Source organism: Streptococcus nasisuis, assembly GCF_040836615.1.
Taxonomy (GTDB): Bacteria; Bacillota; Bacilli; order Lactobacillales; family Streptococcaceae; genus Streptococcus; species Streptococcus suis_V.
The window spans coordinates 1,124,367-1,147,382 of sequence record NZ_CP162268.1 but is presented as its reverse complement, the minus strand read 5'-3'; the positions used below and the strand labels follow the sequence as shown (position 1 = coordinate 1,147,382).

Sequence of the window (23,016 nt, the reverse complement as noted above, 5' to 3'; positions counted from 1 at the left end):
TGCCTTATTATAACACACTTGACTAGATCTTGCTCGTCTTTTTACGCTTTTTCAACGAAAAACCGTTTTCATAGCAAATTCAGCCAACTCTTGCTCTAATTGAGGCGTTTTCATCACTTGAAACTGGTCTACCTGAATGGTCTGATTGCTGTCTTGGTAATGCAGAACGACAGGAATTGATCCCTTATATTTGGCTAAAATTCGAGCAACTGCATGGTCATGCTCCCGGTTTTCCAGTAAAATCCACAGCTTTTCCAGACTGACTATTTCTAACTTGTCAGCCACCAGTTGTAACTGTCCCTCCCTTTCCTGGACCTTGCCAGTTACATAGAGGATATCTCCCTCCTTCAAGAACTGCCCTGTCTGTTGGTAGAGTTCCGTAAAGACCGTGACTTCCGATTTATCTTTCATATCGGTCACTTGTAGAAAGGCCATGGGCTGACCCGAATTCTTGGTCCGAATCCGGCGGATAGACTGAACTTGTATCAGTATGCTCACTCGATTTCCAGCCACCAAATCGCCTAAATCGGTCACAGGTCGCTGGGTCTCCTGTCGGAGCTTAATCAGAGGATGAGGACTGATACCGATACCTAGCACGGCCTGTTCCAGCTGGTATTTTTCAATATCATTAAAGTCGTCCGACTGGAGCCAGCTATAGGTCTCCTCCGCAAAAAAGCTACCAAAGGCATCTGCAAAGACAAAGAGATTGTCCAGATTTTCTACTATCTTCTTGCGATTGGACTCAAATTCATCAAATAAACCGATGTGAATGAGTGGAGTTAGCAAATCCTTCTTTTTATACTGGGCAGGCAGTTTCAAGATAAAATCTTCGACCGACTTGTAGGGACGGTTTTCAATCAACCAGAGGGAGAAATCCTTGGGCAGACCCTTGATATTTTTCAAGCCTAGATAAATCTTGGACTTGTCGAACTTGTCATAGTAGGGAATGGTGTTCATCGACAACCTAGCCACCTGAAAGTCAAATTGCAGGGCATCCGTGATATAGGTACTGCTAGAGAAATTCAGCATGACATCAAAGAAGATGTCCGGATAATGGGTCTTGAAATAGGCCATTTGGAAGGCCAGGGCCGAATAGGCGTAGGCATGACTGCGGTTAAATCCATAACCTGCAAACTTGGCCATCATGGCAAAAATCTTCTTGGCCTTGGTTTCCTCATGTCCATTGGCTAGCGCTCCTGCCAGAAAAGCCGCCTCCATGGCCTGCATCTCCTCTGCCTTTTTCTTGGACATGGCCCTACGGAGCAAATCGGCTTTCCCCAGAGTAAACCCAGCATAAACCTGGGCTATCTGCATGACCTGCTCCTGGTAAAGCATAATGCCATAGGTTGGTCGGAGAATGTTTGCAATGGACGAATCCAGCAAATCTATCTCTTCCTGACCTTGCTTGCGTTTGACAAAATTATCGATATAGTCGCTGGCACCTGGTCGGTTGAGACTGGTTGTGGCTACCACATCTTCAAATCGGTTGGGCTTGACCCTCTGGAGGAGATTGATAGCTCCCGGTTGTTCAAACTGGAAGATCCCCTTGGTTTTGCCAGCAGCAAAGAGCGCCAAGGTGGGCGAATCTTCCAGGTCAATACCGGCAATATCAATAATTTTCCCATATTTATCAGCCACAGCTTGGGCCATTTTTTGGACAAAGGTCAGGTTACGCAGGCCCAAGAAGTCCATTTTCAACAGACCATTGGCCTCGACAGCATGGGCATCATACTGGGTAATCAGCATGTCCTCACCCATTTTTAGGGGAATAGTATCCGTCAGCTCTTCATCACTCATAACGACACCGGCTGCGTGGATAGAGGTCTGGCGAGGCTGCCCTTCAATCTGCTGGGCAATAGCAAAGGCCTTCTGGTACTCTATTTTACTGTTGATGAGCTGGCGGAAGGAAGCATTGCGCTGATAGGCTGATGCAAGACTGTCTTTAAAAGAAATCTTGCGGGTAATGTTGGTCAACTCGTATTCGGGCGTGCCAAAGCGTTTGAAAACATCCCTTATAGCCTGCTTGGCCCCAAAGGTCGAATAGGTCACAATTTGGGCAGCATGGGTCGAGCCATAACGGTCACGAACATAGTGGATAAAGTCTGGTCGATGAATATCCGGAATATCGATATCAATATCCGGCATGGAATAGCGTTCTTCATTTAGAAACCGTTCGAAGAGCAGATTGTGCTTGACCGGGTCAATGCCTGTGATATTGAGAGCATAGGCCACCAAGCTCCCTACTGCAGACCCCCGTCCCATTCCCATATAGTAGCCCTGGCTACGTCCGAAGCGCAAGAGGTCCCAGACGATAAGGAAATAGTCATCAAAGCCCATCTTGTGAATGACAGCCAATTCCCTATCCAATCGCTCTTGATAAGCCGGCTCAAATAAGCCTTTTTCTCGCAAGCCTACCTCAGCCTGCTCGCGGAGTTCTTCTACTGCCGACCGTTGTCTGTTGAAACGTGGTAATTTGAGACTTTTGTCCAAATCATAGGAAATACCTTGAACCAGTTTTTCCAGATTGACCACTGCCTGTGGAAAGCGGCTGCTAAACAAGTCTTTCAGACTATCTGCCGATAAAAGGACCTGGCCTGGCTCCAAGTCAGGGACTTGGTTGAGCTGGACATTATCCCGAATTGCCCTCAGCACCTGGAGGGCCTGAGCCTGCTCTCGGTCAAACAAACGAACGGGATAGAGAGGCAAGATAGGTCGTGTAAACTCTTGGACAGGGGTTTCCAGGCCCACGCCGATATAAAAATCCAGCCCCAGGTCTAACCGGTCAATTCCTGGAAAATAAGGCAGGATAAGGGCCACATCTTGCAGATACTGACGAATGCTCTCAAAATCATCCTGTCCCAGCATCTTGGCCGTTGATATCTTAAGGAGATTGCGATAGCCTGTCGTAGACAGGGCTACTAATTTCGTGGCAATTGGATGCTCATAGCCAGCCAAATCCCAGTCGCACTCACAACCAATGACAGGCTGTAGACCAACTAATTGACAACTTTCCATAAAACTGTAGGCTGCATAGAGATTATCCCTATCCATCATCCCAATGGTCCGATAGCCCAGCTCTTTGGCCTGCTGGACATAGCGGTCAATGGTGACCATGCTATCCATAAAGGTATAGACGGTTTTGGTATCTAATTGTGCTAGCATGGCTACCTCCTTTTTCTATATTATATCAAAAATTCCTTCTAATTTTTTTCAAAATATCGTCTCTTTTCGCTTGCATTCTAAAAAATATTATTGTATTATGTAATCATAACAAGAACACAGGGAGCCTGTCTCCCGGAAAGGATTCTCTTATGGCTTGGAAATTTGATAACAACATGCCCATCTATATCCAAATCACCAATACAATTAAATTACAAATTGTAGCCAATCAATTAAAACCTGGAGATAAGTTGCCAACCGTGCGAGACCTGGCTGAAATTGCCGGTGTCAACCCAAACACGGTCCAGCGGGCCCTGTCCGACTTGGAGGCAGAAGGTTTTGTCTACTCCGTCCGCACAACAGGCCGCTATGTGACAGACAACCAGGAACTGATTACTCAGACCCGCCTCCACCTGGCGCAAAAGGAATTGGAAAACTTTGTCAACAATATGTTGGACCTCGGTTTTAGCCAGGACGAATTGACCGAACGATTGGATGATTATTTGAAAGGAATTAGCTATGAATAACCCATATACTTTAGTCGAACTGCAACAAGTTTCAAAATCTTATGGCGGAGCTGTTGCCCTCAACAATGTCAACCTGAAATTAGGCACTGGAAAAATCATCGGTCTCTTAGGACCAAATGGTTCTGGTAAGACGACGTTAATCAAACTCATCAATGGACTATTGCAACCTGAGTACGGTCAAGTCCTTATCAACGGCCGCACTCCTTCACCAGAGACCAAGGCTATCGTGTCCTATCTGCCAGATACGACCTATCTGGACGAGCATATGAAGGTTTCAGATGCCCTCACATTCTTCACAGATTTTTACGCAGATTTTGACAAGGAACGGGCCATTCATCTCTTGCAGGACCTGGGAATTGACCTCAACGCCCGCATGAAACACCTGTCAAAAGGAAACAAGGAAAAGGTGCAGTTGATTTTGGTCATGAGCCGCCAGGCCCAGCTCTATGTCTTGGATGAGCCAATCGGTGGTGTAGACCCTGCAGCCCGCGACTACATCCTCACAACCATTGTCAACAACTATTCGCCTACTTCTTCTGTCATCATCTCTACCCACTTGATTTCAGATGTAGAGCAAATTTTGGATGAGGTCATCTTTCTTCATTATGGAAGTGTTATTCGTCAAGGAAATGTCGACGATTTGCGGATTGAAACGGGTGAGTCTATCGATCAACTCTTCCGTCAAGACTTTAAGGCTTAGTTAGAAGGAGATTGCTATGTTTAAGAAATTAGTCAAATATGAATTTCAATCCGTTGGAAAATGGTATTTAGGAATTTATGTCGGGGCATTGGTCCTATCTGCCATACTTGGATTCTGGTTACAAGCTTTGACCTTACGGGCACAAGCTGGAAGTACTGAACCTGGTGGTGCTGAAATGGTTCTTTTCGGTACATCCTTCATGACCTTCGGTATTCTGATTGCTGCCCTCGGCTTATCAACTTTTTTCATGGTCATCAATCGTTTTAGAAAGAATGTCTATGGTCGTCAGGGCTATTTAACCATGACCCTACCAGTTTCAAGCCATCAGATTATCCTCAGCAAACTTGTAGCTTCATTGGTTTGGTACTTTTTGGCAGGAGTTACCACTGTTCTTTCAATCGGAATCATTTTAGCTGTTCTCATGCTCGGAACTGAGGAATTCATGATTCCTGAATTGCATACAGTTGTACAAGCATTAGACTGGCCTGTCATATTTGCACATCTATTCTATATGCTGATTGAGTCAATAACGGGAATCTTGCTGATCTACTTTTCCATCTCTGTCGGACAGCTTTTCAAAGATCACCGTCTACTGTTTGCCATTTTGACCTATATTGGCATTTCAATTGTAGTTGGTGTGTTTAGAACTCTCGTTTTTACCAATTATCTAGAGAACCTTTATAATGCCGCGCTACCATTATACCCAAATCCTATCTTGGCCTTGGTCAATATCATTCTGGCCTTCGCCTACTACTTTGGTACCCATTACATCATGACCAAGAAATTGAACCTGCAATAAGAAGAAAAACGCTCTCTGCCAGTTACTTTTGTAGCTAGTAGAGAGCCTTATTTTGCAAAAGAAAAAGAACAGTCATTGCTGTTCCTTCATTCTATACGGAAGACATGGGATTCGAACCCACGCACGCTGTTACACGCCTACCGCGTTTCCAACACGGCCTCTTGAGCCTCTTGAGTAATCTTCCATATATGGAGCTGGTGGGAGTCGAACCCACGTCCAAACACCTGCTAACTTATTCGTCTACAACCATAGGTTATGCATTTACTTTAATCAGACTGACGAGACATAACTCAACTCTTCAGCTGACGAGCCTATGAAACTCTTTTGATTTAGCTAGGCAATAAATCAACGTAGCTTGCTATTTTAAGACCAATCAACAAAGGCAAGCACTCTGCGATTGGTCACGCAGGCAGGTTATTAAGCTGCTAATGCGTAAGTGTTTGTATTTTTTGCAGTTATATTTAACTGGCATTTTTACATCTGCCGATGAGTTGCAGAACAAGCCTCATAATGCCTGTCGAATCCGTAACAACCCCTTAGGTTTGATACTTGGTTAGTATAACAGATTTTAGTAAAAATTGCAAGACTGCAATCGCTTAATTTCATTTTCAAATTTTCTAGAAATATGGTAAAGTAATATCATGTACAAATTCTCTCAAAAAGCCATCCAGGTCCTAAGCGTTCTAACCTTGATTGGAACGGCTGTTTTCCTCTTTTGGCTCTATAAAATCGGGATTCTAAATGACCAAAATGTCCTCAGTCACTTCATCAAGAGTCAAGGGGCACTGGGTAGTCTGTCCTTTTTATTGCTACAAATCATTCAGGTTGTTTTCCCTATTATTCCCGGTGGCGTTACTACTGTTGTTGGCTTTTTAGTATTTGATTTTTGGTGGGGATTTTTGCTCAATTACATTGGTATTTGTGTCGGCAGTATTATCCTCTTCTGGTTGGCCAGACGCTACGGCAAAAAATTCTGCCTGCTCTTTATGTCTGAAGAAACCTTCAACAAATATGAAAGCAAGATTGACAACAAGCGCGGTTACGAGATATTCTTTATCCTCTGTATGCTATCGCCCATTTCGCCTGCGGATATCGTTGTCATGATTACAGGATTAACCAGTATGAGCTACCGAAAATTCATTCTCATCACCCTCCTCTGCCGTCCGGTTTCCATCGTTGCCTATAGTTATTTTTGGATTTACGGCAGCCAATGGCTAAATCATCTTCTTGGATAAATCAACCCTAGTTCTCATTTGAACAGCTCCCTGTCAAGTGGGCAATGAAATAATAAAAGATTAGGCGACGGCCTTGTTCCTCATTCCAAGAGGGGCAAGGCCGTTGTTGCGTTCTTTAAAACGTTGGTGATTGTAAAAATAGATGTAGGCATCAATATCTGAAACTAGCTCCTCAAAAGCCTTATATTTCGGCTCTTTGTCAACTGTAGTGGGTAGATGAAAAGCTAACACCTAGAGAGGACGAACTTCGTTCTCTCTTTCTTTATGTTCAAAGCAATCAAAATTCGTTTTTTAAAGTTTTCAAAGTTCCTGAAACCAAAGGCATTTCTCTTAATGACTTTGATGAGATTATTGGTAGCTTCCAGTTTGGCGTTGGAATAAGGCAATTCTAGGGCATTCAAAACCTTGTCTTTATCCTTTAGAAATGTCTTAAATACCGTCTGGAAAATAGGATTAACAGTGGCTATTTCCTGTTCGATGAGACTGAAGAAATGATCTGAGTTTTTCTCTTGGAAATGGAACAAGAGAAATTGATAGAGTTGATAGTGTTGTCGTAGTTCCTCTGAAAAAGACAGTAGTTTTTCTAGGATTTCCTTATTAGTCAAATGCATGCGAAACATAGGGCGATAAAATCGTTTATCATTGATTTTACGGCTATCTTGTTGTATCAATTTCCAGTAGCGTTTCAAAGCACGGTATTCGTGCGATTTTCTGTCGAATTGATTCATAATTTGAATACGGACACGGTTCATAGCACGGCTAAGGTGTTGTACGATATGAAAGCGATCAAGGACGATTTTGGCATGCGGAAAAAGCTGTTTAGCCAATTGGTAGTATGGGCTATACATGTCCATAGTGATGACTTTAACGCGGTTTCTAACCTTTCTAGGATAGCGTAGAAAGTGGTTTCGGATGGTTGCTTGAGTTCTTCCGTCAAGGATAGTAATGACGTTTAGGGAGTTGAAATCTTGTGCGATAAAGCTCATCTTCCCCTTCTTAAAGCCATATTCATCCCAGCTCATCACCTCAGGTAAGATATTCCAATCTGTTTCAAACTTGAACTCATTAAGCTTTCGACTAACTGATGATGTTGAGATAGATAGCCTGTGTGCAATATGTGTCATTGCTTGATTTTCGATGAGTAACTGGGCGATTTTCTGGTTAACAGCGACAGAGATTTGGTGGTTCTTCTTGACAAGAGGAGTTTCAGCGACAGCCATTTTTCCGCAATCTTTACACTTGAACCGACGCTTTTTAAGGCGGATGAGGAGTGGATAACCAGCAGTTTCTAGGTAGGGGATTTTGGAGGCTTTTTGGAAATCGTATTTAGCCATTTGTCCCTTACAAGAAGGACATTTAGGGGCTGTGTAATCCAAGTGACCATGTAGTTCTAAGTGAGTTCCCATATCATATTCATCAGTGATAAGGATATTTTTGTCTTTAATTCTGAGAAAATTTGTGATAAAATTTAGTTGTTCCATATGAGCCTTTCTAATGTGAGTTTGGTTGCTTTTCATTATAGGTCATATGGGACTTTTTGTATATACTTAAAAAGCTCCATAATCTCCACGGTGGTTTTACCCACTACAGAAATTATAGAGCCTATATTTCTTCAAATCATTGCACTCCGTCTTAAAGTGCCCAAAGAAACTCTCAATTGGTGCATTGTCAATACACTTACCAACACGAGACATAGAGCGTGTCATCTGATACTGAGTCGTTAGACGATAATAATCTTTCGAAGTATATTGTGAACCTCGGTCGCTGTGAATTAATGGCGTCGCATCAGGGTTAGCTTTCCGTGCTTTACGAAGTGTCTCTAACACCAATTCGTTATCATTAAACTGACCAACCACATAAGCGATAATAGAGCCGTCGTAAAGATCCTTAATAGCACTCAAATAGGCTTTACAGCCGAGACCATACTTCAAGAAAGTCACATCTGTACACCATTTCTGATTTGGAGCAGTAGCTGTAAAATCACGATTGAGAATATTCTCCTCCACATTGACAAAGCTGGTCTTGGTACAGTAGCCATTGGCTCTTCTGATAATCGAGCGAATACCTAGAATGTGCATCAAGCGACGAATCCGTTTCTTGTTGTAGCTTGTTCCAAGTTTGCGATTGACAAATAGCGTCATACGACGATAACCAAGAATACCATTATGCTGGCTATGAAGGTCCTTGATGACATCCATCAAGCCTAAATTTTCCTGTTCAGAAGTTGTTTCTTGATGTTGTAACCACTTGTAATAGCTTGGGCGAGACACATTCAAGAGATGACACAAGTGGCTGATAGAAGCCTCTAGTTTATCAGATACAGATTTTGGACTTCTTTTGGACATTATAAAACTCCCCTTATAGTTTCTAGTGAAAATTTTTATTTTTTCACTGTCCACTATATAGGGAGTATATCATTATGTGATGATAGATGAGATTTTTTTATGGGTAAATTAATTTGAAAAGGTTCCATTTTTTGCGTAAACTCTGTAAATCCCATCTTTTTGTTTAATAAAGCGAAAATCTACGAATGATTGCTTTGAACCCGAGCCATTTTTGTAAAAAATTTGCAGTTCTTTTTTTTCTTCCCAATAAAAACCTCCACCATAAGCAAAAACAGAAGCTTCATATGGAAGACCTCCCAAAGCAATCACCTCTTCATAGCTCATCCCGCCTTGTCCTGTATTGCTATCTCCCACGATAACTTGCTGAAACACTTCTTTGGTCCACAAATTCGTATTTGGATCTGCTTCCTTCGTTGGGAATTGCTCGTCTGGTAAGTTGTAGACATCCTTACTTGATAAATAGTATTCTGAACCATTTTTATAGAAGGCTAATTCAAGCCATCGCCGATCTGCATAAATATCATAGTCAGAAGGAGCATAAGTTAAAAATAAGTATTCTTCTGAATATTCACCGAATCTAGCTGATGAAGGTTTCCCATATTTCTCAATGATATCCGACAAACTGTCCCCTGTAGCATCCTCTTTCATCCCAATTACCAAACTATCATAGTCTTTCAGTGTCCAATTAAAACTAAATTCTTCTTTTGTAGCAGTCAATCCGCGCGTAAAGTCAGTCACGCCTTTGTCACTAGCTTCTGTCCAAGTTTGACTAATCGTTGATGATAACTGTAGATCCGTACTCTCAGAACTTGGAGAATAGGTGGCAACTTCTTCTTTTGCAGGTTGTTGGGCAGTCCACACTAACCCTGCTAATACCAACAATACGAACGCTATCAAAAGATAATAAGTAGCCTTCTGCTTTTTCTTGAGCGATTCTTGGTACTCTCTTTCAAACTCTGCTTTCACTGCTTCTGATAGTTTGGTATAGGTATCCTGTTTTACACTCCTTTTTTGTTTGTTCTTCAATCTCTAAAGACTCCTTCCTTGGATTTTAATCTATATTCTCCTTGATCATTTTGCATAAAAACTAAATGGACGGAATTTATAGTAGATTCTGGATCATTATCTTCCTGATACAGCATCCCTAATTGACGATAGTCTTGCATCCCATTTTGTCGAGCATAGGTCGGCAATCCAAATTGTTCTATAATCTCTTCAGGACTTTGATCCAAAACTAGTTCGTCGATTGCAGCTTGATCCCACTTAAATACAAAATTTTCATCCGTAGCTTCTGGATAGTTTTCATCCACTAAACTATAGAAACTTTTTTGATAAATTCGATAAGCTCCATTTGACATGTTGAACCAAAAAGTAACGTATTGACCAAAATCTTCACTGTGGTAAGTAGCTGTAACAACTGAACTACCATCACTGATCATGGTAGACTCTTCATAACTATTCGCTTGCCCATACTCATGTGTAAATTCTGACAAGGTCATGGAACTCTCTTTCTCGTCTGCAATCTTCACATCATCATATTTCCTAACAGTCCAATCAAATGTATCAGCTGGCTTTACCCCTTCAATCTCATCTAGGTAAGAATGCGTTCGTGAAACAGATTCAACAATCTGATCCTCAACCAGATCTTCTTGGTTAGTTGTTGCAGTCAATTTCCCAATCAATAGATAGAGAATGGCTACACTAATCAATATTATCGGTAGACCAATTTCAACCCATCTCATCCACTGATTACTGGCTGACTGATCTACCGTATTCTTACTAACCCGCTCCAATTCTTCTTCTATTTTCTTAAATCTCGTATTCTTTGTCATTTTTTCCTAATCCCTAATATTTCCTGTTTTTTGAGATAAATAGTATTCCCCTTCCCCATCTTTTGTAAAGCTAAGTGTAATGTTATCACCTTTTTCATCATTTAAATACTGGATCTGGATAGTCCAATAGTCAACACTGCCGAAACTATTTGCAGCAGCTACGGGGCCATATGTAGAAAGTACTTCATCAAGTGAGATACCACCCTCACCATTACTTGCACCAACACGTAAGTCATTAAACTCCTGACTCGTCCAATCATGACTATTCTCACCAACAATATTTTCATAGGGTTCAGGGAAAAGATTACTACTAGATTTTGTAGCTAAAGTCAATTGCTCCCCAAAATCAACAAACAACAATTCTACCTGACGAAATGGTTGCTCTGCTTGGTATATTAATCTCAGTGAAGCATATTCACTGGAGTAGATAGAGGTTTCAAGCGATGTTGGTGCCCCATATTTTTTGATAACTTCCTCAACTTTTGTTTTTGAAACTGTCGAATGATGTGCATCAAGTGCTTCAAATTCCTCGAAGGTCCAAGAAAATGGTTTAGATTCTACCCGCCTGATACTTTCAACATAACTTGCTAAATCTTTATATGTCTCTACAGGTGTATCAATACTCTTGTAGAAAAATCCACAAATTACTAAGACCAGAAAGCCAATCGTCAAAAACAAGTAGCTGGACTTACTTTTCTTATCATCTAGCTCTTTTCTTTCTAGATATTTCCCAAGTTCACCTTCTAAATGCTGAAAATTATTTTCATTCTTTCTATCTTTAGACATTCCAATCTCCTTCACTTATCATTATTATAGCATATTTTCAATTGTTAGACTATGGTCCTAAAGAAATCAAGTCTTGTATCATTACTTATATTCAATAAAAAACACTTGTCATAAGGATAGTTTATAGGATACAATGGAATATATCTACACCCTCTAGAAAGGAAAATCCATGGCTAAGAAACTTCCCTCGATTCGCCACCACGAAACCAATCCAAAACAGACTAAGACAAATAACAATCTATTTGTTGGCCTCGGTCTACTCGGTGGAATTTCCATCCTAAGTGGCCAGACTCACTTTTTGTTTCCTATACTAGTCCTTTCAGCCCTGGCTTATGGTGCGTTTTTTCTTATCCATCGTAACACTGCCAGGTCTACAAAGAATACAGCTCTTCGATTGCAAAATCTTAAGGAGAGCATTTCACATATCGAGCAGGAATTGAAACAACTGAACAACTATTTAACATCAAAAAATTATAGTCAGTATGCGCTTCTTGCCCAAGAGTTGTTACCTCAGTTAACAATGATTAGAGAGGAAACATCGGAACTTAAATATCAGTTGGATACCGATATTTCTTCGGCGATTATCCAACAAACCATTCAAGAAGAGGAAAAAATTTTAAAGCAGTTAAAACTACTTGATTTGATAGCTCCTTCTTCCTTCATTTCAGAAGAAACGAAAAAAATTCTAAGTATTGCACCTGAATTAGCTACTACCTATCAGAATGTCCAAAATGATCATATTGAAATTCTTGAACAATTGAAGAATCTTGAAAATGCGGAAGAATTGAGAGTCATCCACGAAATTAATATGAAACATTATAACGATATTCTCGATGGCTATCTCAAAATCAAGGAGAATCCCAAAAATTTCTACTCGGCAGAAGAACGCTTGGCTCAATCAAGACTTGTACTTGAAAAATTCGATGCTGATTTAGATGAAACCTTACGAAAACTCAATGAACGGCAGTTGAATGAATTTGAGATTAGTCTAAGAATGATGGGAAAAGAAGAAAATATTCAACATCTCCAAACGGTGAACAATAATAAATAAGCAATACCCTAAAAAAAGGTCTCGCCTAGTTTATTATCATACGATTACTTTGTAAAGCCCTCAAGTATGACTTTACGAACATTAGTAGGTGCCCAATAACAAAGTATATTGAAAAACGTTCCAAAGTCGATGATTGACTTTAGAACGTTTTTCTATTTGCATGTTTCCTGAATATGTTCAGCCTATGGTAAATAAGCCTCTAGAACTTCTTTTTTTTCGAGCGTCTCCTCGTTAGGTAAGTGTTCTAGAAGATAGGTCATATATTTATCTGCATCAAGGCCATGCCTCTTGGCTGTTTCTAAAAGACTCAGAATGACAGCTGTTGACTTGGCTCCCTCAAAGCTCTGAGAAAACAGCCACCTTCGCTTTTTCATTTCTAGGCTCAGGCTGAGGCTGGGCAAAAAGCCTAGCACCACTTTTCAGAGTTCGTGTCAACCACTGCGCTGAGATGTTGACACGAACTCTGAGAAGTGACACTAAGCGAGAGCCTTAACCCTGACGAACTCCTTTAGTTTTCTTGCGTTTATAGGTGATGGTCTCTGTTTCAACTGGGTAAGTCAGCTTCTTCTTCAGGCAGGCTTTCCTCCCCAAACAAGCTTAGCTGACCGGGTTGATAGACAACCTTCTCTGATGATTTTCCGTAGAGTTTCTGTCTCAGATACTCAACCTGCTCACGAAGGAGGGTCAACTCGTTGGTAAGTTGTTCAATCGTTGAGGTCTGTTGTTTAATAATTGCCAATAACTCATCCATACGATTGAGCCTCCTTCTTTTTATCGCATTATACACAAAGAAAAGCCATGATTTCAATGGAAATCACGACTTTTTGAAACATTTATTTTTGGGATGATAGAAAATCATTTCATGAGCCAGTCCACCTGCTCGGAAGTGAGGACTTTAACCTCCTCTTCATTGCTTGGCCAGGTCAATTTCCCATTTTCAAAACGTTTATACAATAACCAAAATCCCTGTCCATCCCAGTAAAGAACCTTGAATCGGTCTTTTCGACCTCCGCAGAAGAGATAGACCTGACCGGAGAAGGGATCCAGATTGAATTGACTTTTGACAAGGTAGGCGAGAGAATCAATCCCTTGTCGCATATCCGTTTTCCCGCAAACCAAGTAGACTTGACCTAAATCACTGAGTCGGATGGTCATAATGCAGTACCTTATCCAAGATTGTTTCCATTACTTCAGGATTGATAGATTGGAAGAATGAGACTTCCGTTTTTCCGAAACGAATTTTCATCAAAATATCGTTTCTGCTTTTCTTTTCAAAGCAGCGAGATTTGGGAATAGTCAATGGGACGATGGGCTGTGACATAAAAAATCCTCCAGTTTGTTTTTATAACAGTATACTGGAGGAATGAGTGATTGGATAGGTACCTTGTTATGGGGCGCTTACCTATCAACCAAGTTTTTTAGTATTTTGAAAAATTCTTTCTGTCTTTTATTCCGAAATACGTCGATACATATGTGGTCTGCGGTCTCTAAAGAGTCCCCAATCCAAACGTTCACGCGCTCCCTTATCCAAATCATACGTTGCAAGCAGGACAACTTCTTCATCACGTCCCGCCTTTGTTAAAAGTTCTCCTGTCTCATCAGTCAAGAAAGAGGAACCATAGAAACACAAGCTAGAAGACTGTCCACCATTTTCGTCAGATGGCTGCACTTCTTCCAAGCCAATTCGGTTAGCTGCAATAACTGGCATGATATTGGCCGCAGCGTGTCCTTGCATGGTACGTTGCCAATGTCCTTGGCTATCTGTATCCAAAATTGGCTCTGAGCCGATAGCTGTTGGGTAAAAAAGCAATTCTGCCCCGTTCAAAGCCAGGCAACGAGCCGTTTCTGGAAACCATTGGTCCCAACAGATGCCAATACCAATCTTGGCATAGCGGGTTTCCCAGACCTTAAACCCAGTATTTCCCGGTGTGAAGTAAAACTTTTCCTGATAATAATGATCGTCAGGAATATGAGTCTTACGGTAAACTCCCAAAACATTACCATCCGCATCAATGACCGCAATGGAATTGTAGAGGCTATTTCCATCTTTTTCATAGAAGGAAATAGGCAATACCACCTGTAATTCTTTGGCGATAGGAATAAAGTGCTGAACAGCATCATTTTCCTCTACAGACTTGGCATAGTTATAATAATCATACTGGCGTTCTTGACAAAAATAAGGACGCTCAAAGAGTTCCGGCAGAAGAATAATCTGCGCTCCCTGACCAGCAGCCTGTCTGACCAAACGCTCTGCAGTTGCCAGATTATCCGTCACCTCTTGACTGCACTGCATCTGCACAGCTGCTACAGTAACATTTCTCATTTGTTTTCCTTTCTAAATCGGGGAATCTGCTGGGTGATACAGTGAATATTCCCACCTCCTAGCAGGATGTCGCGGGCTGGTATGCCGACGACTTTTCTGGTTGGAAAAAGCTGCGCTAGGAGATGCAGTGCCTGCGCGTCATGCTCATCTTCAAACCGGGGCACTAAAACCGCACCGTTGCTGACGTAAAAATTCACATAGGAAGCCGCCAAGCGTTCGCCAGCAGTCCGTTCTTCTTCCCCTTCTTCATAGATATAGCCTAGCAAATCCTCTTCTGTTACTAGAATAGGATGTTTTGGAATAGGCAGTTTATGGACGGTCAACTTTCTGCCCTTAGCATCTACTTGCTCATCCAAGTAGTCCAAATCAGCCTTGGACATGGCATATTGGGGGTCTGCCTCATCATCTGTCCAGGCTAAAACTATCTCAGCTGGACCAACAAAGGCCGCAACATTGTCCACATGCTCGTTGGTTTCATCATTGAAAATTCCGTATGGAAGCCAGAGAACCTTTTCAGCACCTAGACTATCTAGAAGCACTTGCTCAATCTGGTCCTTGGTTAGATGAGGATTGCGACCTGGGCTCAGTAAACAGGATTCTGTCACCAAGATGGTTCCCTCACCGTCGCTATGGATGGCTCCGCCTTCTAGGACAAAGGGATGGGCATCGTGGACTGGCAGACCGATGGCCTGACTAAATTGACTAGCCACCTGATCATCTGCCTCATAATCCTGATAAAGACCATCATAGCTTCCTCCCCAAGCGTTAAAGGCCCAATTGACAGACAAAGCTCTGCCATTTTCATGGACCAAAACCGTCGGACCTGTATCCCGCGCCCAAGCATCGTTGGTGGGGATGTCCAGGTAGGTGATGCTAGCCCCCAACATGGATTGAGCCTCCTCACGGTGTGCCTCATCCACCAAGAGATATACCTGCTCACTTTCAGCAATGGTTTTTATGACCTGGCTAAAGGCTTTTTTAGCCCCCTGACCATCAAAGGGCCAGGATCCTGGGCGAGTCGGCCACACCATGAGGGTACCATGGTGGAGCTCATACTCAGCAGGCATGCGGTAGCCAGCCACTTTTGGACTTTCTATCATGACAACCTCCCTTTGAAATCTTCATATCCAAATTCCTTGATAATACGGCAGTCGCCAGCCTTGTCCATGATGGCTAGGCTAGGTAACCCAATGCCATTGAAGGTATTGTTTTTTACAAAGGAATAAATAGCCATATCTTCAAAATAGAGCTTGTCACCAATCTCCACTGGCTTTTCAAAGGAATAATCGCCGATGATGTCGCCCGTCAGACAGGTATTGGAAGATAGTCTGTATGTATAGGCCTTTTCACCTGCCTCAAAGCCATGACGAAGCGGTGGGCGATAAGGCATTTCCAAGACATCAGGCATATGGCAGGTGGCTGATGCGTCTAACACTAGCGTTTCAATACCATTTTCAACGATATCTAAAACTTCTGTCACCAAATAGCCTGCATTGAGGGCAATGGCTTCACCAGGCTCAATGTAGACTTCTAATCCATAGGTTTCCTGCATGTGCTGAATAGAGGAAATCAGCAAGTCCAGATCATAATCCTCTCTGGTCACATGATGGCCTCCGCCCATATTGAGCCATTTAATACGGTGTAGATAGGGACCGAATTTGGCCTCAACAGCACCCAAGGTTGTTTTCAAATCATCCGAATTTTGCTCACAGAGGGTATGGAAATGCAGACCGTCCACCAAGTCCAGCAGGTCTTCTGAAAAGTGGTCAATACGAACACCGAAGCGAGAACCTGCTGCGCAGGGATCGTAGAGGGCATGGTCACCTTGGGTCGAGCACTCTGGATTAATCCGCAGGCCAACACTGACTCCAGCTGCTCGACATTTGTCCACGTGCTTGCGGAGTTGGCGCTCTGAGTTAAAGACGATATGGTCCGCAATTTCCAAAATCTCCTCCAAATCCGCATCCTTGAAGGCTGGAGCAAAGACATGGACTTCGCCCCCAAACTCCTCACGACCCAGCTTGGCTTCATATAGTCCTGATGCAGTTGTTCCAGCTAGGTATTGGCTGATGAGCGGATAGGTGGCATACATGGAGAAGGCTTTTTGGGCCAAAAGGACCTTACAGCCTGTGCGCTCTTGGACCGACTTGAGAATTTCTAAATTGTTGACCAGCTTGGCCTCGTCAATGACATAAGCTGGTGTTGGGACTTGATCAATTCTCATTTAGTCCACCAAAACTGGATTTTCTACTACCTGCCAAGGCAATCCGTATTGATTGAGCAAGTCCATGAATGGATCTGGATCCAATTCTTCCAAGTTATATACACCTGGTTTTTTCCAGGTTCCATCCATGACCAGCTTGGTTCCAATCATAGCAGGAACACCAGTTGTGTAAGAAATAGCCTGTGAACCGACTTCCTTATAGCACTCTTGATGGTCACATACGTTGTAGATGTAGATGGTTTTCTCCACACCATCTTTGACCCCTGTGAAAATACAACCAATATTGGTTTTCCCAACAGTACGTAGGCCAAGGCTGGCTGGATCAGGCAAGAGGGCTTTGAGGAATTGAATAGGCACTACTTCTTGTCCATTAAAGTTGATTGGGTCAGTCCGCAAGAGACCAACATTTTCCAAGCATTTCATGTGAGTCAAGTAGGATTGACCGAAGGTCATAAAGAAGCGAATCCGCTTCACACCTGGAATATTTTTAGCTAGAGATTCAATTTCTTCATGGTGGAGAAGATACATGTCTTTCTGACCCACTTCTGGGAAATCATATTCTCGCTTGATGGACATGGCTTCGACTTCCACCCATTTTCCATTTTCCCAGTAGGAACCTGGTGCTGAAACCTCACGCAAGTTGATTTCAGGGTTAAAGTTGGTCGCAAATGGGTAGCCGTGGTCTCCTCCATTACAATCTAAGATATCGATATAGTGGATTTCATCGAAATAGTGTTTCAATGCGTAAGCAGAAAATACACTGGTCACACCTGGATCAAATCCGGAGCCCAAAAGTGCTGTCAGCCCTGCTTGTTCAAAACGCTCCTTATAAGCCCACTGCCATGAGTAATCAAAGTAGGCTGTAAAGCCCTCTTCAGCACAACGTTTTTCGTAAATAGCACGCCATTCAGGATTTTCAGTATCTTCACTTTCATAATTGGCTGTATCAATGTAGTCCACACCAGTCGCCAAGCAAGCGTCCATAATGGTCAAATCTTGGTATGGGAGGGCAACGTTCAAAACAGCTTTTGGCTGGTAGCTTTCAATCAAAGCGATTACTTCTTCCACCTTGTCCGCATCCACTTGAGCAGTTTCGATTTTTACCGAAGTTTTTCCTTCTAAGGCAGCCTTCATATCATCACACTTGGACTTGGTACGGCTGGCAATCATGACCTCCTTGAAAGTATCTTCTGCCTGACACACCTTGCTGATGGCAACTTGGGCTACACCACCGCAACCAATGACTAATAAACGACTCATTTTCTTTTCTCCTCTTCTTCTAAAATGTCTTCAACATAGCGGGGCAAGAGAAATGCTCCCACATGAAGGTTAGCTGTATAATATTCTGTAAAAAGCTCGCGCGCTTTCCATTTTTCCTTATCATAATCTTCAATTGGATGGTATTTTTTAGAAGCAAATCCAAATAACCAATAACCTGCTGCTGAAGTTGGAATATGGGCTTGATAGACACGACTAATGGGAAATGATTGACTAGCCTTGCGATGCATGGAACGAAAAGCCGACTCATCTTCATCATAGAATGGCGAACCATGTTGGTAGACCATAATGCCATCTTCCTTCAAAGCCCTGTATGCATTACCGTAAAATTCCTTGGTAAACAACCCTTCCGTGTGTCCAAATGGATCTGTCGCATCATTGATGATAATGTCATATTCATTTTCACAATTGCGCAAGAACCGCAGGCCGTCCTGCAAATAAACCTCTACACGCTCATCTTCAAGTCCTGATGCATAGTCTGGGAAATACTGACGACACACTTCAACCAATAACTCATCTGGCTCTACTACATCAATGCGTTCGATTTCAGGATACATACTGAGAACTTGAGCAACTCCACCATCTCCACCACCTAAAATCAAGATTTTCTTAGGATTTGGATGAACTGCCATTGGTACATGTACTGCCATCTCATTGTAAACAAAGTCATCAGCATCCGAGAATAAAACACGACCATTAAGAGTTAAAATTTTTCCAAAGGCTGGCGAGTCCAACACAGCTATATCTTGGTATTCGCTTTTTCCAGCATAAAGTTGTTGACTGGTGCGAATGGACAATTTTACATCAGGTGTTTGAACTTCTGAAAACCACATTTCCATGCCTATTTCTCCTTAATCACATTGATAAAATTAACATCTGGATCCTCTGTTCCTTGAACAGAACAGCCACGTTCCTTGGCAAAAATAATATAATCTACAATTTCTTGGGTCACTCGTTCACCTGGTGCCAAAAGCGGAATGCCAGGCGGGTAGCACATAACAAATTCCCCACAAACCTGTCCAACAGCATCTTGTAGCGAGAGACTCTCACGTTCTGCATAAAATGCTTGCTGAGGGGATAAGACCAATTGAGGCTGGATGTATTCCCCTGAAATTAAATCAGAACCATCACGTGAATACAAGCGCTTGATATCCGCTAAAGCACCCACCAACCGCTCAATATCTTGCAAACGGTCTCCAATTGAAATATAGGCCAAGATATTTCCAATATCACCAAATTCAATCTGAATATCATATTCATCTCGCAGAAGATCGTAGACTTCGATACCAGTTAAGCCAATACCTTGTGTGTAAATAGAAAGTTTTGTCACATCAAAATCATACACAGACTGTCCATCAATCAATTCTTTTGAATAGGCATAATAACCGCCAATTGCATTGATTTCACGACGAGCATATTCAGCCATTTCAATGACTTTTTCAAAAGACTCTTTCCCACGGAGAGCCAGATTTCTCCTTGAAATATCTAAGCTAGACAAAAGTAAGTAAGATGCCGAAGTAGACTGAGTTAGGTTGATAATTTGACGAACATATTCAACATTCATTTCAGGCCCTACCAACAAAAGGGAACTTTGTGTCAAACTACCACCTGATTTATGCATGGAAACAGCAGCCATATCGGCACCAGCATCCATAGCGGATAAAGGAAGTTGATCAGAAAAATGCAAGTGAGCCCCATGAGCCTCATCCACTAGAACTTTCATACCAACTTTATGGGCCATCTCAGTGAGAGTTTTTACATCCGAACAAATACCATAATAAGTTGGATTATTTATCAAAACTGCGACTGCATCTGGATGCTCAACAATCGCCCGTGCAAATGCATCGTTCTCCAGTCCAAGAGCAATTCCAATCCTTGGCTGAACGGTCATATCAACATAAACAGGAATAGCCCCACATAAAACCAAAGCATTCAAGGCTGATTTATGAACATTTCGAGGAAGGATAATTTTATCCCCTGCCTTACATGTTGCTAAAATCATGGTCTGGACTGAAGATGTAGTTCCTCCAACCATAAGAAAAGCATGACTGGCTCCAAATGCTTCCGCTGCCAATTCTTCTGCTTCACGAATGATCGAAACAGGATGCCCTAAATTATCTAAGGGTTTCATGGAATTGACATCAATGCCAACACACTTTTCACCTAGAAGCTCAACAAGCTCTGGATTTCCGCGTCCCCGTTTATGACCCGGAACATCAAAAGGAACTATCCGTTTGCGTCTTAATTTGACCAATCCCTCATAAATTGGGGCCTGGTATTGATTTTTCATGTAGAAAAACTCCTTTGCTTTTACTTATAGTACAACATCTTATCTTTGCCCTTTTTAAACAAGTAAAAAGAGCAGGGTAAAATCCTGCTCTACAATCGTTATTGACGTTTTTTATTCTTCTCTTGAGTTTATGTGCCTACCGTTTCCTACTCTCCAGTGCAAATATATACGTACTTTATTGACCGTTTCACAAGATGACGTGTGCTTTCACCACACTAAAATTTGATGTAAGAATTAGGGTAAACCCTAAAATCAACTTATAAAATTTGAGCTTTTAACTCAATCAATAATGTGGCTTTCGCCACGCTTCGGCATTCGACCCGCCTGTCCGTAGGCTTTGGTTATGACAATTTTCTGTCCCATATAGGTCTGATATTTGCTAGAATAGGTATCGCTACTTTTCCTAGGCCTGTTTATTGTAACACGGAAACTGCCCTTTGACAAGTAGAATTTGTAATATATTATTCAAAAACAACCAACATTCTTTAAAAAATGGTTTCGAACGTTCGAAACCATCACATATCTATATTACTTAATTCCTAATGCAATACGAGCATAACGACTCATTTTTTGAACAGTCCAAGCCGGTGACCAGACCAGTCTCACATCCACTTCAGTCACTTCTGGGACATCTTTTAAAACATCATGTATTTGATCTGTAATCAAATCAGCTAAGGGACAGCCCATTGTGGTCAAAGTCATATCAATTTCAGCTTTGCCATCAATAAAACGAATTTCGTAGACCAAACCAAGATTGATAATATCAATCCCAAGTTCTGGGTCAATCACATCTTCAAGAGCTTGAAAAATACGCTCCTGAACGTCTTTAATCTGATCTTCTGTATAAGCCATTTTCAATCACTCTCTTTCTTTGCTAAAAATATAACTGGTATCAACAGCCCGGGGAAATAAGACTAACGGAAGTCAGTCTGAGTTTGTAGACAAGGTCTCTTTTGGGCTCCACTCACAAAATAAACTAAATTTTGATTTTTTCTTAGCAGAGCTACTTACTTTATTTACCTAGAACATATTTTGTCTACGTTCTAAGACTAACGGAAATCAGTATCCTTGTAGTTCACCGGACATTAGCACACTATCTTATTTTCGGGCGGGTTTCAACAGTCTGGGGAGAGACTGTTGAAAGTGGGAAATAAAACTGACGAAAGTCAGCATCCTCGCGCTAAACATCCATTAGACTCATCTCGCTCTCGAGTTTTAAGCGAACGACCTGATAAGTACCAATGGCATACGCTCCTTTTCCTATTTCAAGGGGAGCGGTTGATCTTGTCTCCCAGACAGCCTGCTCTCTTATTTTCAAGCAGGCGTTAAAAACCTCCCCCGGAGGTTTTTAATCCTCAATAAAATCTCTAAGTGGTTTACTGCGGGATGGGTGGCGGAGTTTGCGGAGGGCTTTGGCTTCGATTTGGCGGATGCGTTCGCGGGTTACGTTAAAGACTTTGCCCACATCTTCCAAGGTGCGCATTTTTCCATCATCCAGTCCAAAGCGCAGGCGGAGAACATTTTCCTCGCGGTCAGTCAAGGTATCCAGAACCTCGTCCAATTGTTCACGGAGAACGACGCGGGTTGTGTAATCAACTGGATTTTCAATTACTTCGTCCTCGATGAAATCCCCCAAATGGCTGTCATCTTCCTCACCAATTGGCGTTTCCAGAGACACAGGCTCTTGAGCAATTTTCAAAATTTCACGCACTTTTTCAGGCGTCATATCCATACGCTCAGCAATTTGTTCTGGCGTTGGGTCTTGACCAAGTTCCTGCAAGAGGTTGCGTTGCTCACGGACCAACTTGTTAATGGTTTCCACCATGTGCACAGGAATACGGATGGTACGAGCCTGGTCCGCAATGGCGCGGGTAATGGCCTGACGAATCCACCAAGTCGCATAGGTCGAGAATTTGAACCCTTTCGAGTAATCAAATTTATCAACGGCCTTCATCAAGCCCATATTGCCTTCTTGAATCAAATCAAGGAACTGCATACCACGACCAACATAACGCTTGGCAATAGATACCACCAAACGCAGGTTGGCCTCAGCCAAACGTTGCTTGGCCTCAGGATCGCCCGCCTCAACAGCAAGCGCCAATTCCTGCTCTTCTTCGTTGGTCAAGAGGGGAACAACACCGATTTCCTTGAGGTACATGCGGACTGGGTCATTGACCTTGGCAGAGTTGCTGCCAAGTAATTCCTCATCAGAAAGTTCTGGCTCTTCCTCTACCTGCATAGCACGCGCAGAAGGATTTCCTTCCTTATCCACAATAGAAATTCCTGCGTCTTGGATACGCTGAAGAAGGTCATCGATCCCGTCCGCATCCAAGGTGAAAGGAATGACAAGCTGGTCATTGATTTCGTCATCTGACGCAGAACCCTGCTTTTTATGGTTGCGGATAAATTCTGCAACTTGGACATCAAAAGTGGTCACTTCGTTTTTCTTGTCTTTTTTATTTGTCAT

The 23,016-nt window shown here is 42.3% G+C and carries 23 protein-coding genes, 1 tRNA gene, 1 other RNA gene and 1 pseudogene; 5 read left to right on the top strand and 21 right to left on the bottom strand.

What is annotated here, in order from left to right:
- Positions 1 to 51: 51 nt before the first annotated feature.
- Entirely contained in the window at positions 52 to 3,162 is a 3,111-nt protein-coding gene (locus tag AB1F57_RS05855; protein WP_367986261.1) for a DNA polymerase III subunit alpha, read from the bottom strand.
- A 149-nt stretch (positions 3,163 to 3,311) separates the two neighbouring features.
- Between AB1F57_RS05855 and AB1F57_RS05850 the strand changes: the two genes are divergently transcribed.
- From AB1F57_RS05850 to AB1F57_RS05840, 3 genes are read left to right on the top strand one after another with little or no spacing between them, the layout of a single operon-like run.
- Complete coding sequence (locus AB1F57_RS05850) at positions 3,312 to 3,686, top strand: GntR family transcriptional regulator (RefSeq protein ID WP_367986260.1); 375 nt, start codon at positions 3,312 to 3,314, stop codon at positions 3,684 to 3,686.
- On the top strand, positions 3,679 to 4,386 hold the full coding sequence (locus AB1F57_RS05845) for an ABC transporter ATP-binding protein (protein ID WP_167785247.1): 708 nt from the start codon (positions 3,679 to 3,681) through the stop codon (positions 4,384 to 4,386). Before AB1F57_RS05850 ends, AB1F57_RS05845 begins: the two co-directional genes overlap by 8 nt.
- 16 nt (positions 4,387 to 4,402) lie before the next feature.
- Complete coding sequence (locus AB1F57_RS05840) at positions 4,403 to 5,185, top strand: ABC transporter permease (RefSeq protein WP_367986258.1); 783 nt, start codon at positions 4,403 to 4,405, stop codon at positions 5,183 to 5,185.
- Positions 5,186 to 5,281: 96 nt separating this feature from the next.
- Here the strand turns inward: AB1F57_RS05840 and AB1F57_RS05835 are convergent.
- Both AB1F57_RS05835 and ssrA read right to left on the bottom strand, forming a co-directional pair.
- Positions 5,282 to 5,369: transfer RNA gene (locus AB1F57_RS05835), tRNA-Ser, on the bottom strand.
- Positions 5,370 to 5,371: 2 nt separating this feature from the next.
- Positions 5,372 to 5,721, bottom strand: a transfer-messenger RNA (tmRNA) gene (gene ssrA, locus AB1F57_RS05830).
- A gap of 105 nt (positions 5,722 to 5,826) precedes the next feature.
- Between ssrA and AB1F57_RS05825 the strand changes: the two genes are divergently transcribed.
- Complete coding sequence (locus AB1F57_RS05825; protein ID WP_167785245.1) at positions 5,827 to 6,420, top strand: TVP38/TMEM64 family protein; 594 nt, start codon at positions 5,827 to 5,829, stop codon at positions 6,418 to 6,420.
- 60 nt (positions 6,421 to 6,480) lie between these two features.
- On the opposite strand, the gene AB1F57_RS05820 is transcribed toward AB1F57_RS05825, so the two are convergent.
- The 6 genes and pseudogenes from AB1F57_RS05820 to AB1F57_RS05795 form a co-directional block, all read right to left on the bottom strand.
- Entirely contained in the window at positions 6,481 to 6,651 is a 171-nt protein-coding gene (locus AB1F57_RS05820; protein ID WP_367986257.1) for an IS3 family transposase, read from the bottom strand.
- Entirely contained in the window at positions 6,645 to 7,901 is a 1,257-nt protein-coding gene (locus AB1F57_RS05815) for an ISL3 family transposase (RefSeq protein WP_167785830.1), read from the bottom strand. Before AB1F57_RS05815 ends, AB1F57_RS05820 begins: the two co-directional genes overlap by 7 nt.
- Positions 7,902 to 7,970: 69 nt before the next feature.
- Positions 7,971 to 8,812: pseudogene (locus AB1F57_RS05810) on the bottom strand (IS3 family transposase); the annotation flags it as partial.
- Between the two features lie 61 nt (positions 8,813 to 8,873).
- Entirely contained in the window at positions 8,874 to 9,791 is a 918-nt protein-coding gene (locus AB1F57_RS05805; protein WP_367986256.1) for a hypothetical protein, read from the bottom strand.
- Complete coding sequence (locus AB1F57_RS05800) at positions 9,788 to 10,597, bottom strand: hypothetical protein (protein ID WP_170239134.1); 810 nt, start codon at positions 10,595 to 10,597, stop codon at positions 9,788 to 9,790. Before AB1F57_RS05800 ends, AB1F57_RS05805 begins: the two co-directional genes overlap by 4 nt.
- Positions 10,598 to 10,603: 6 nt before the next feature.
- Positions 10,604 to 11,383 carry a hypothetical protein gene (locus tag AB1F57_RS05795; protein ID WP_170239135.1) on the bottom strand — a complete coding sequence of 260 codons (780 nt, stop codon included), beginning with the start codon at positions 11,381 to 11,383 and terminating at the stop codon, positions 10,604 to 10,606.
- Between the two features lie 169 nt (positions 11,384 to 11,552).
- Between AB1F57_RS05795 and AB1F57_RS05790 the strand changes: the two genes are divergently transcribed.
- The gene (locus AB1F57_RS05790) at positions 11,553 to 12,434 is read left to right on the top strand and encodes a hypothetical protein (RefSeq protein ID WP_170239136.1); all 882 of its coding nucleotides are present in this window, start codon (positions 11,553 to 11,555) and stop codon (positions 12,432 to 12,434) included.
- Between the two features lie 182 nt (positions 12,435 to 12,616).
- Here the strand turns inward: AB1F57_RS05790 and AB1F57_RS05785 are convergent, their stop codons facing one another.
- From AB1F57_RS05785 to rpoD, 12 genes are all read right to left on the bottom strand, one after another.
- Positions 12,617 to 12,808, bottom strand: a complete 192-nt coding sequence (locus AB1F57_RS05785) for a transposase domain-containing protein (RefSeq protein WP_280921708.1) — start codon at positions 12,806 to 12,808, stop codon at positions 12,617 to 12,619.
- Between the two features lie 170 nt (positions 12,809 to 12,978).
- Positions 12,979 to 13,185, bottom strand: coding sequence for a hypothetical protein (locus AB1F57_RS05780; protein WP_105108462.1), 207 nt, complete (start codon positions 13,183 to 13,185; stop codon positions 12,979 to 12,981).
- A 104-nt stretch (positions 13,186 to 13,289) separates the two neighbouring features.
- Positions 13,290 to 13,589 carry an IS66 family insertion sequence element accessory protein TnpB gene (gene tnpB / locus AB1F57_RS05775; protein WP_170239137.1) on the bottom strand — a complete coding sequence of 100 codons (300 nt, stop codon included), beginning with the start codon at positions 13,587 to 13,589 and terminating at the stop codon, positions 13,290 to 13,292.
- On the bottom strand, positions 13,570 to 13,755 hold the full coding sequence (locus tag AB1F57_RS05770) for a hypothetical protein (protein ID WP_167785862.1): 186 nt from the start codon (positions 13,753 to 13,755) through the stop codon (positions 13,570 to 13,572). The genes tnpB and AB1F57_RS05770 overlap by 20 nt, the downstream gene beginning before the upstream one ends.
- A gap of 126 nt (positions 13,756 to 13,881) precedes the next feature.
- Positions 13,882 to 14,757, bottom strand: a complete 876-nt coding sequence (aguB, locus tag AB1F57_RS05765) for an N-carbamoylputrescine amidase (protein ID WP_170239138.1) — start codon at positions 14,755 to 14,757, stop codon at positions 13,882 to 13,884.
- Positions 14,754 to 15,857 (bottom strand): agmatine deiminase, encoded by a 1,104-nt coding sequence (gene aguA, locus AB1F57_RS05760; protein ID WP_170239139.1) that lies wholly within the window; start codon positions 15,855 to 15,857, stop codon positions 14,754 to 14,756. Before aguA ends, aguB begins: the two co-directional genes overlap by 4 nt.
- Complete coding sequence (nspC, locus tag AB1F57_RS05755; protein ID WP_170239140.1) at positions 15,854 to 16,981, bottom strand: carboxynorspermidine decarboxylase; 1,128 nt, start codon at positions 16,979 to 16,981, stop codon at positions 15,854 to 15,856. The genes aguA and nspC overlap by 4 nt, the downstream gene beginning before the upstream one ends.
- On the bottom strand, positions 16,982 to 18,241 hold the full coding sequence (locus tag AB1F57_RS05750) for a saccharopine dehydrogenase family protein (protein ID WP_367986255.1): 1,260 nt from the start codon (positions 18,239 to 18,241) through the stop codon (positions 16,982 to 16,984).
- Positions 18,238 to 19,098, bottom strand: coding sequence for a polyamine aminopropyltransferase (gene speE, locus AB1F57_RS05745; protein WP_024392685.1), 861 nt, complete (start codon positions 19,096 to 19,098; stop codon positions 18,238 to 18,240). The genes AB1F57_RS05750 and speE overlap by 4 nt, the downstream gene beginning before the upstream one ends.
- 2 nt (positions 19,099 to 19,100) lie before the next feature.
- Entirely contained in the window at positions 19,101 to 20,549 is a 1,449-nt protein-coding gene (locus AB1F57_RS05740) for an aminotransferase class I/II-fold pyridoxal phosphate-dependent enzyme (RefSeq protein WP_172016397.1), read from the bottom strand.
- Between the two features lie 528 nt (positions 20,550 to 21,077).
- A complete protein-coding gene (locus tag AB1F57_RS05735) occupies positions 21,078 to 21,401 on the bottom strand; it encodes a metal-sulfur cluster assembly factor (protein WP_170239349.1) in 324 nt (107 codons plus the stop codon).
- Between the two features lie 496 nt (positions 21,402 to 21,897).
- On the bottom strand, positions 21,898 to 23,016 hold the full coding sequence (gene rpoD, locus AB1F57_RS05730; protein WP_170239348.1) for an RNA polymerase sigma factor RpoD: 1,119 nt from the start codon (positions 23,014 to 23,016) through the stop codon (positions 21,898 to 21,900).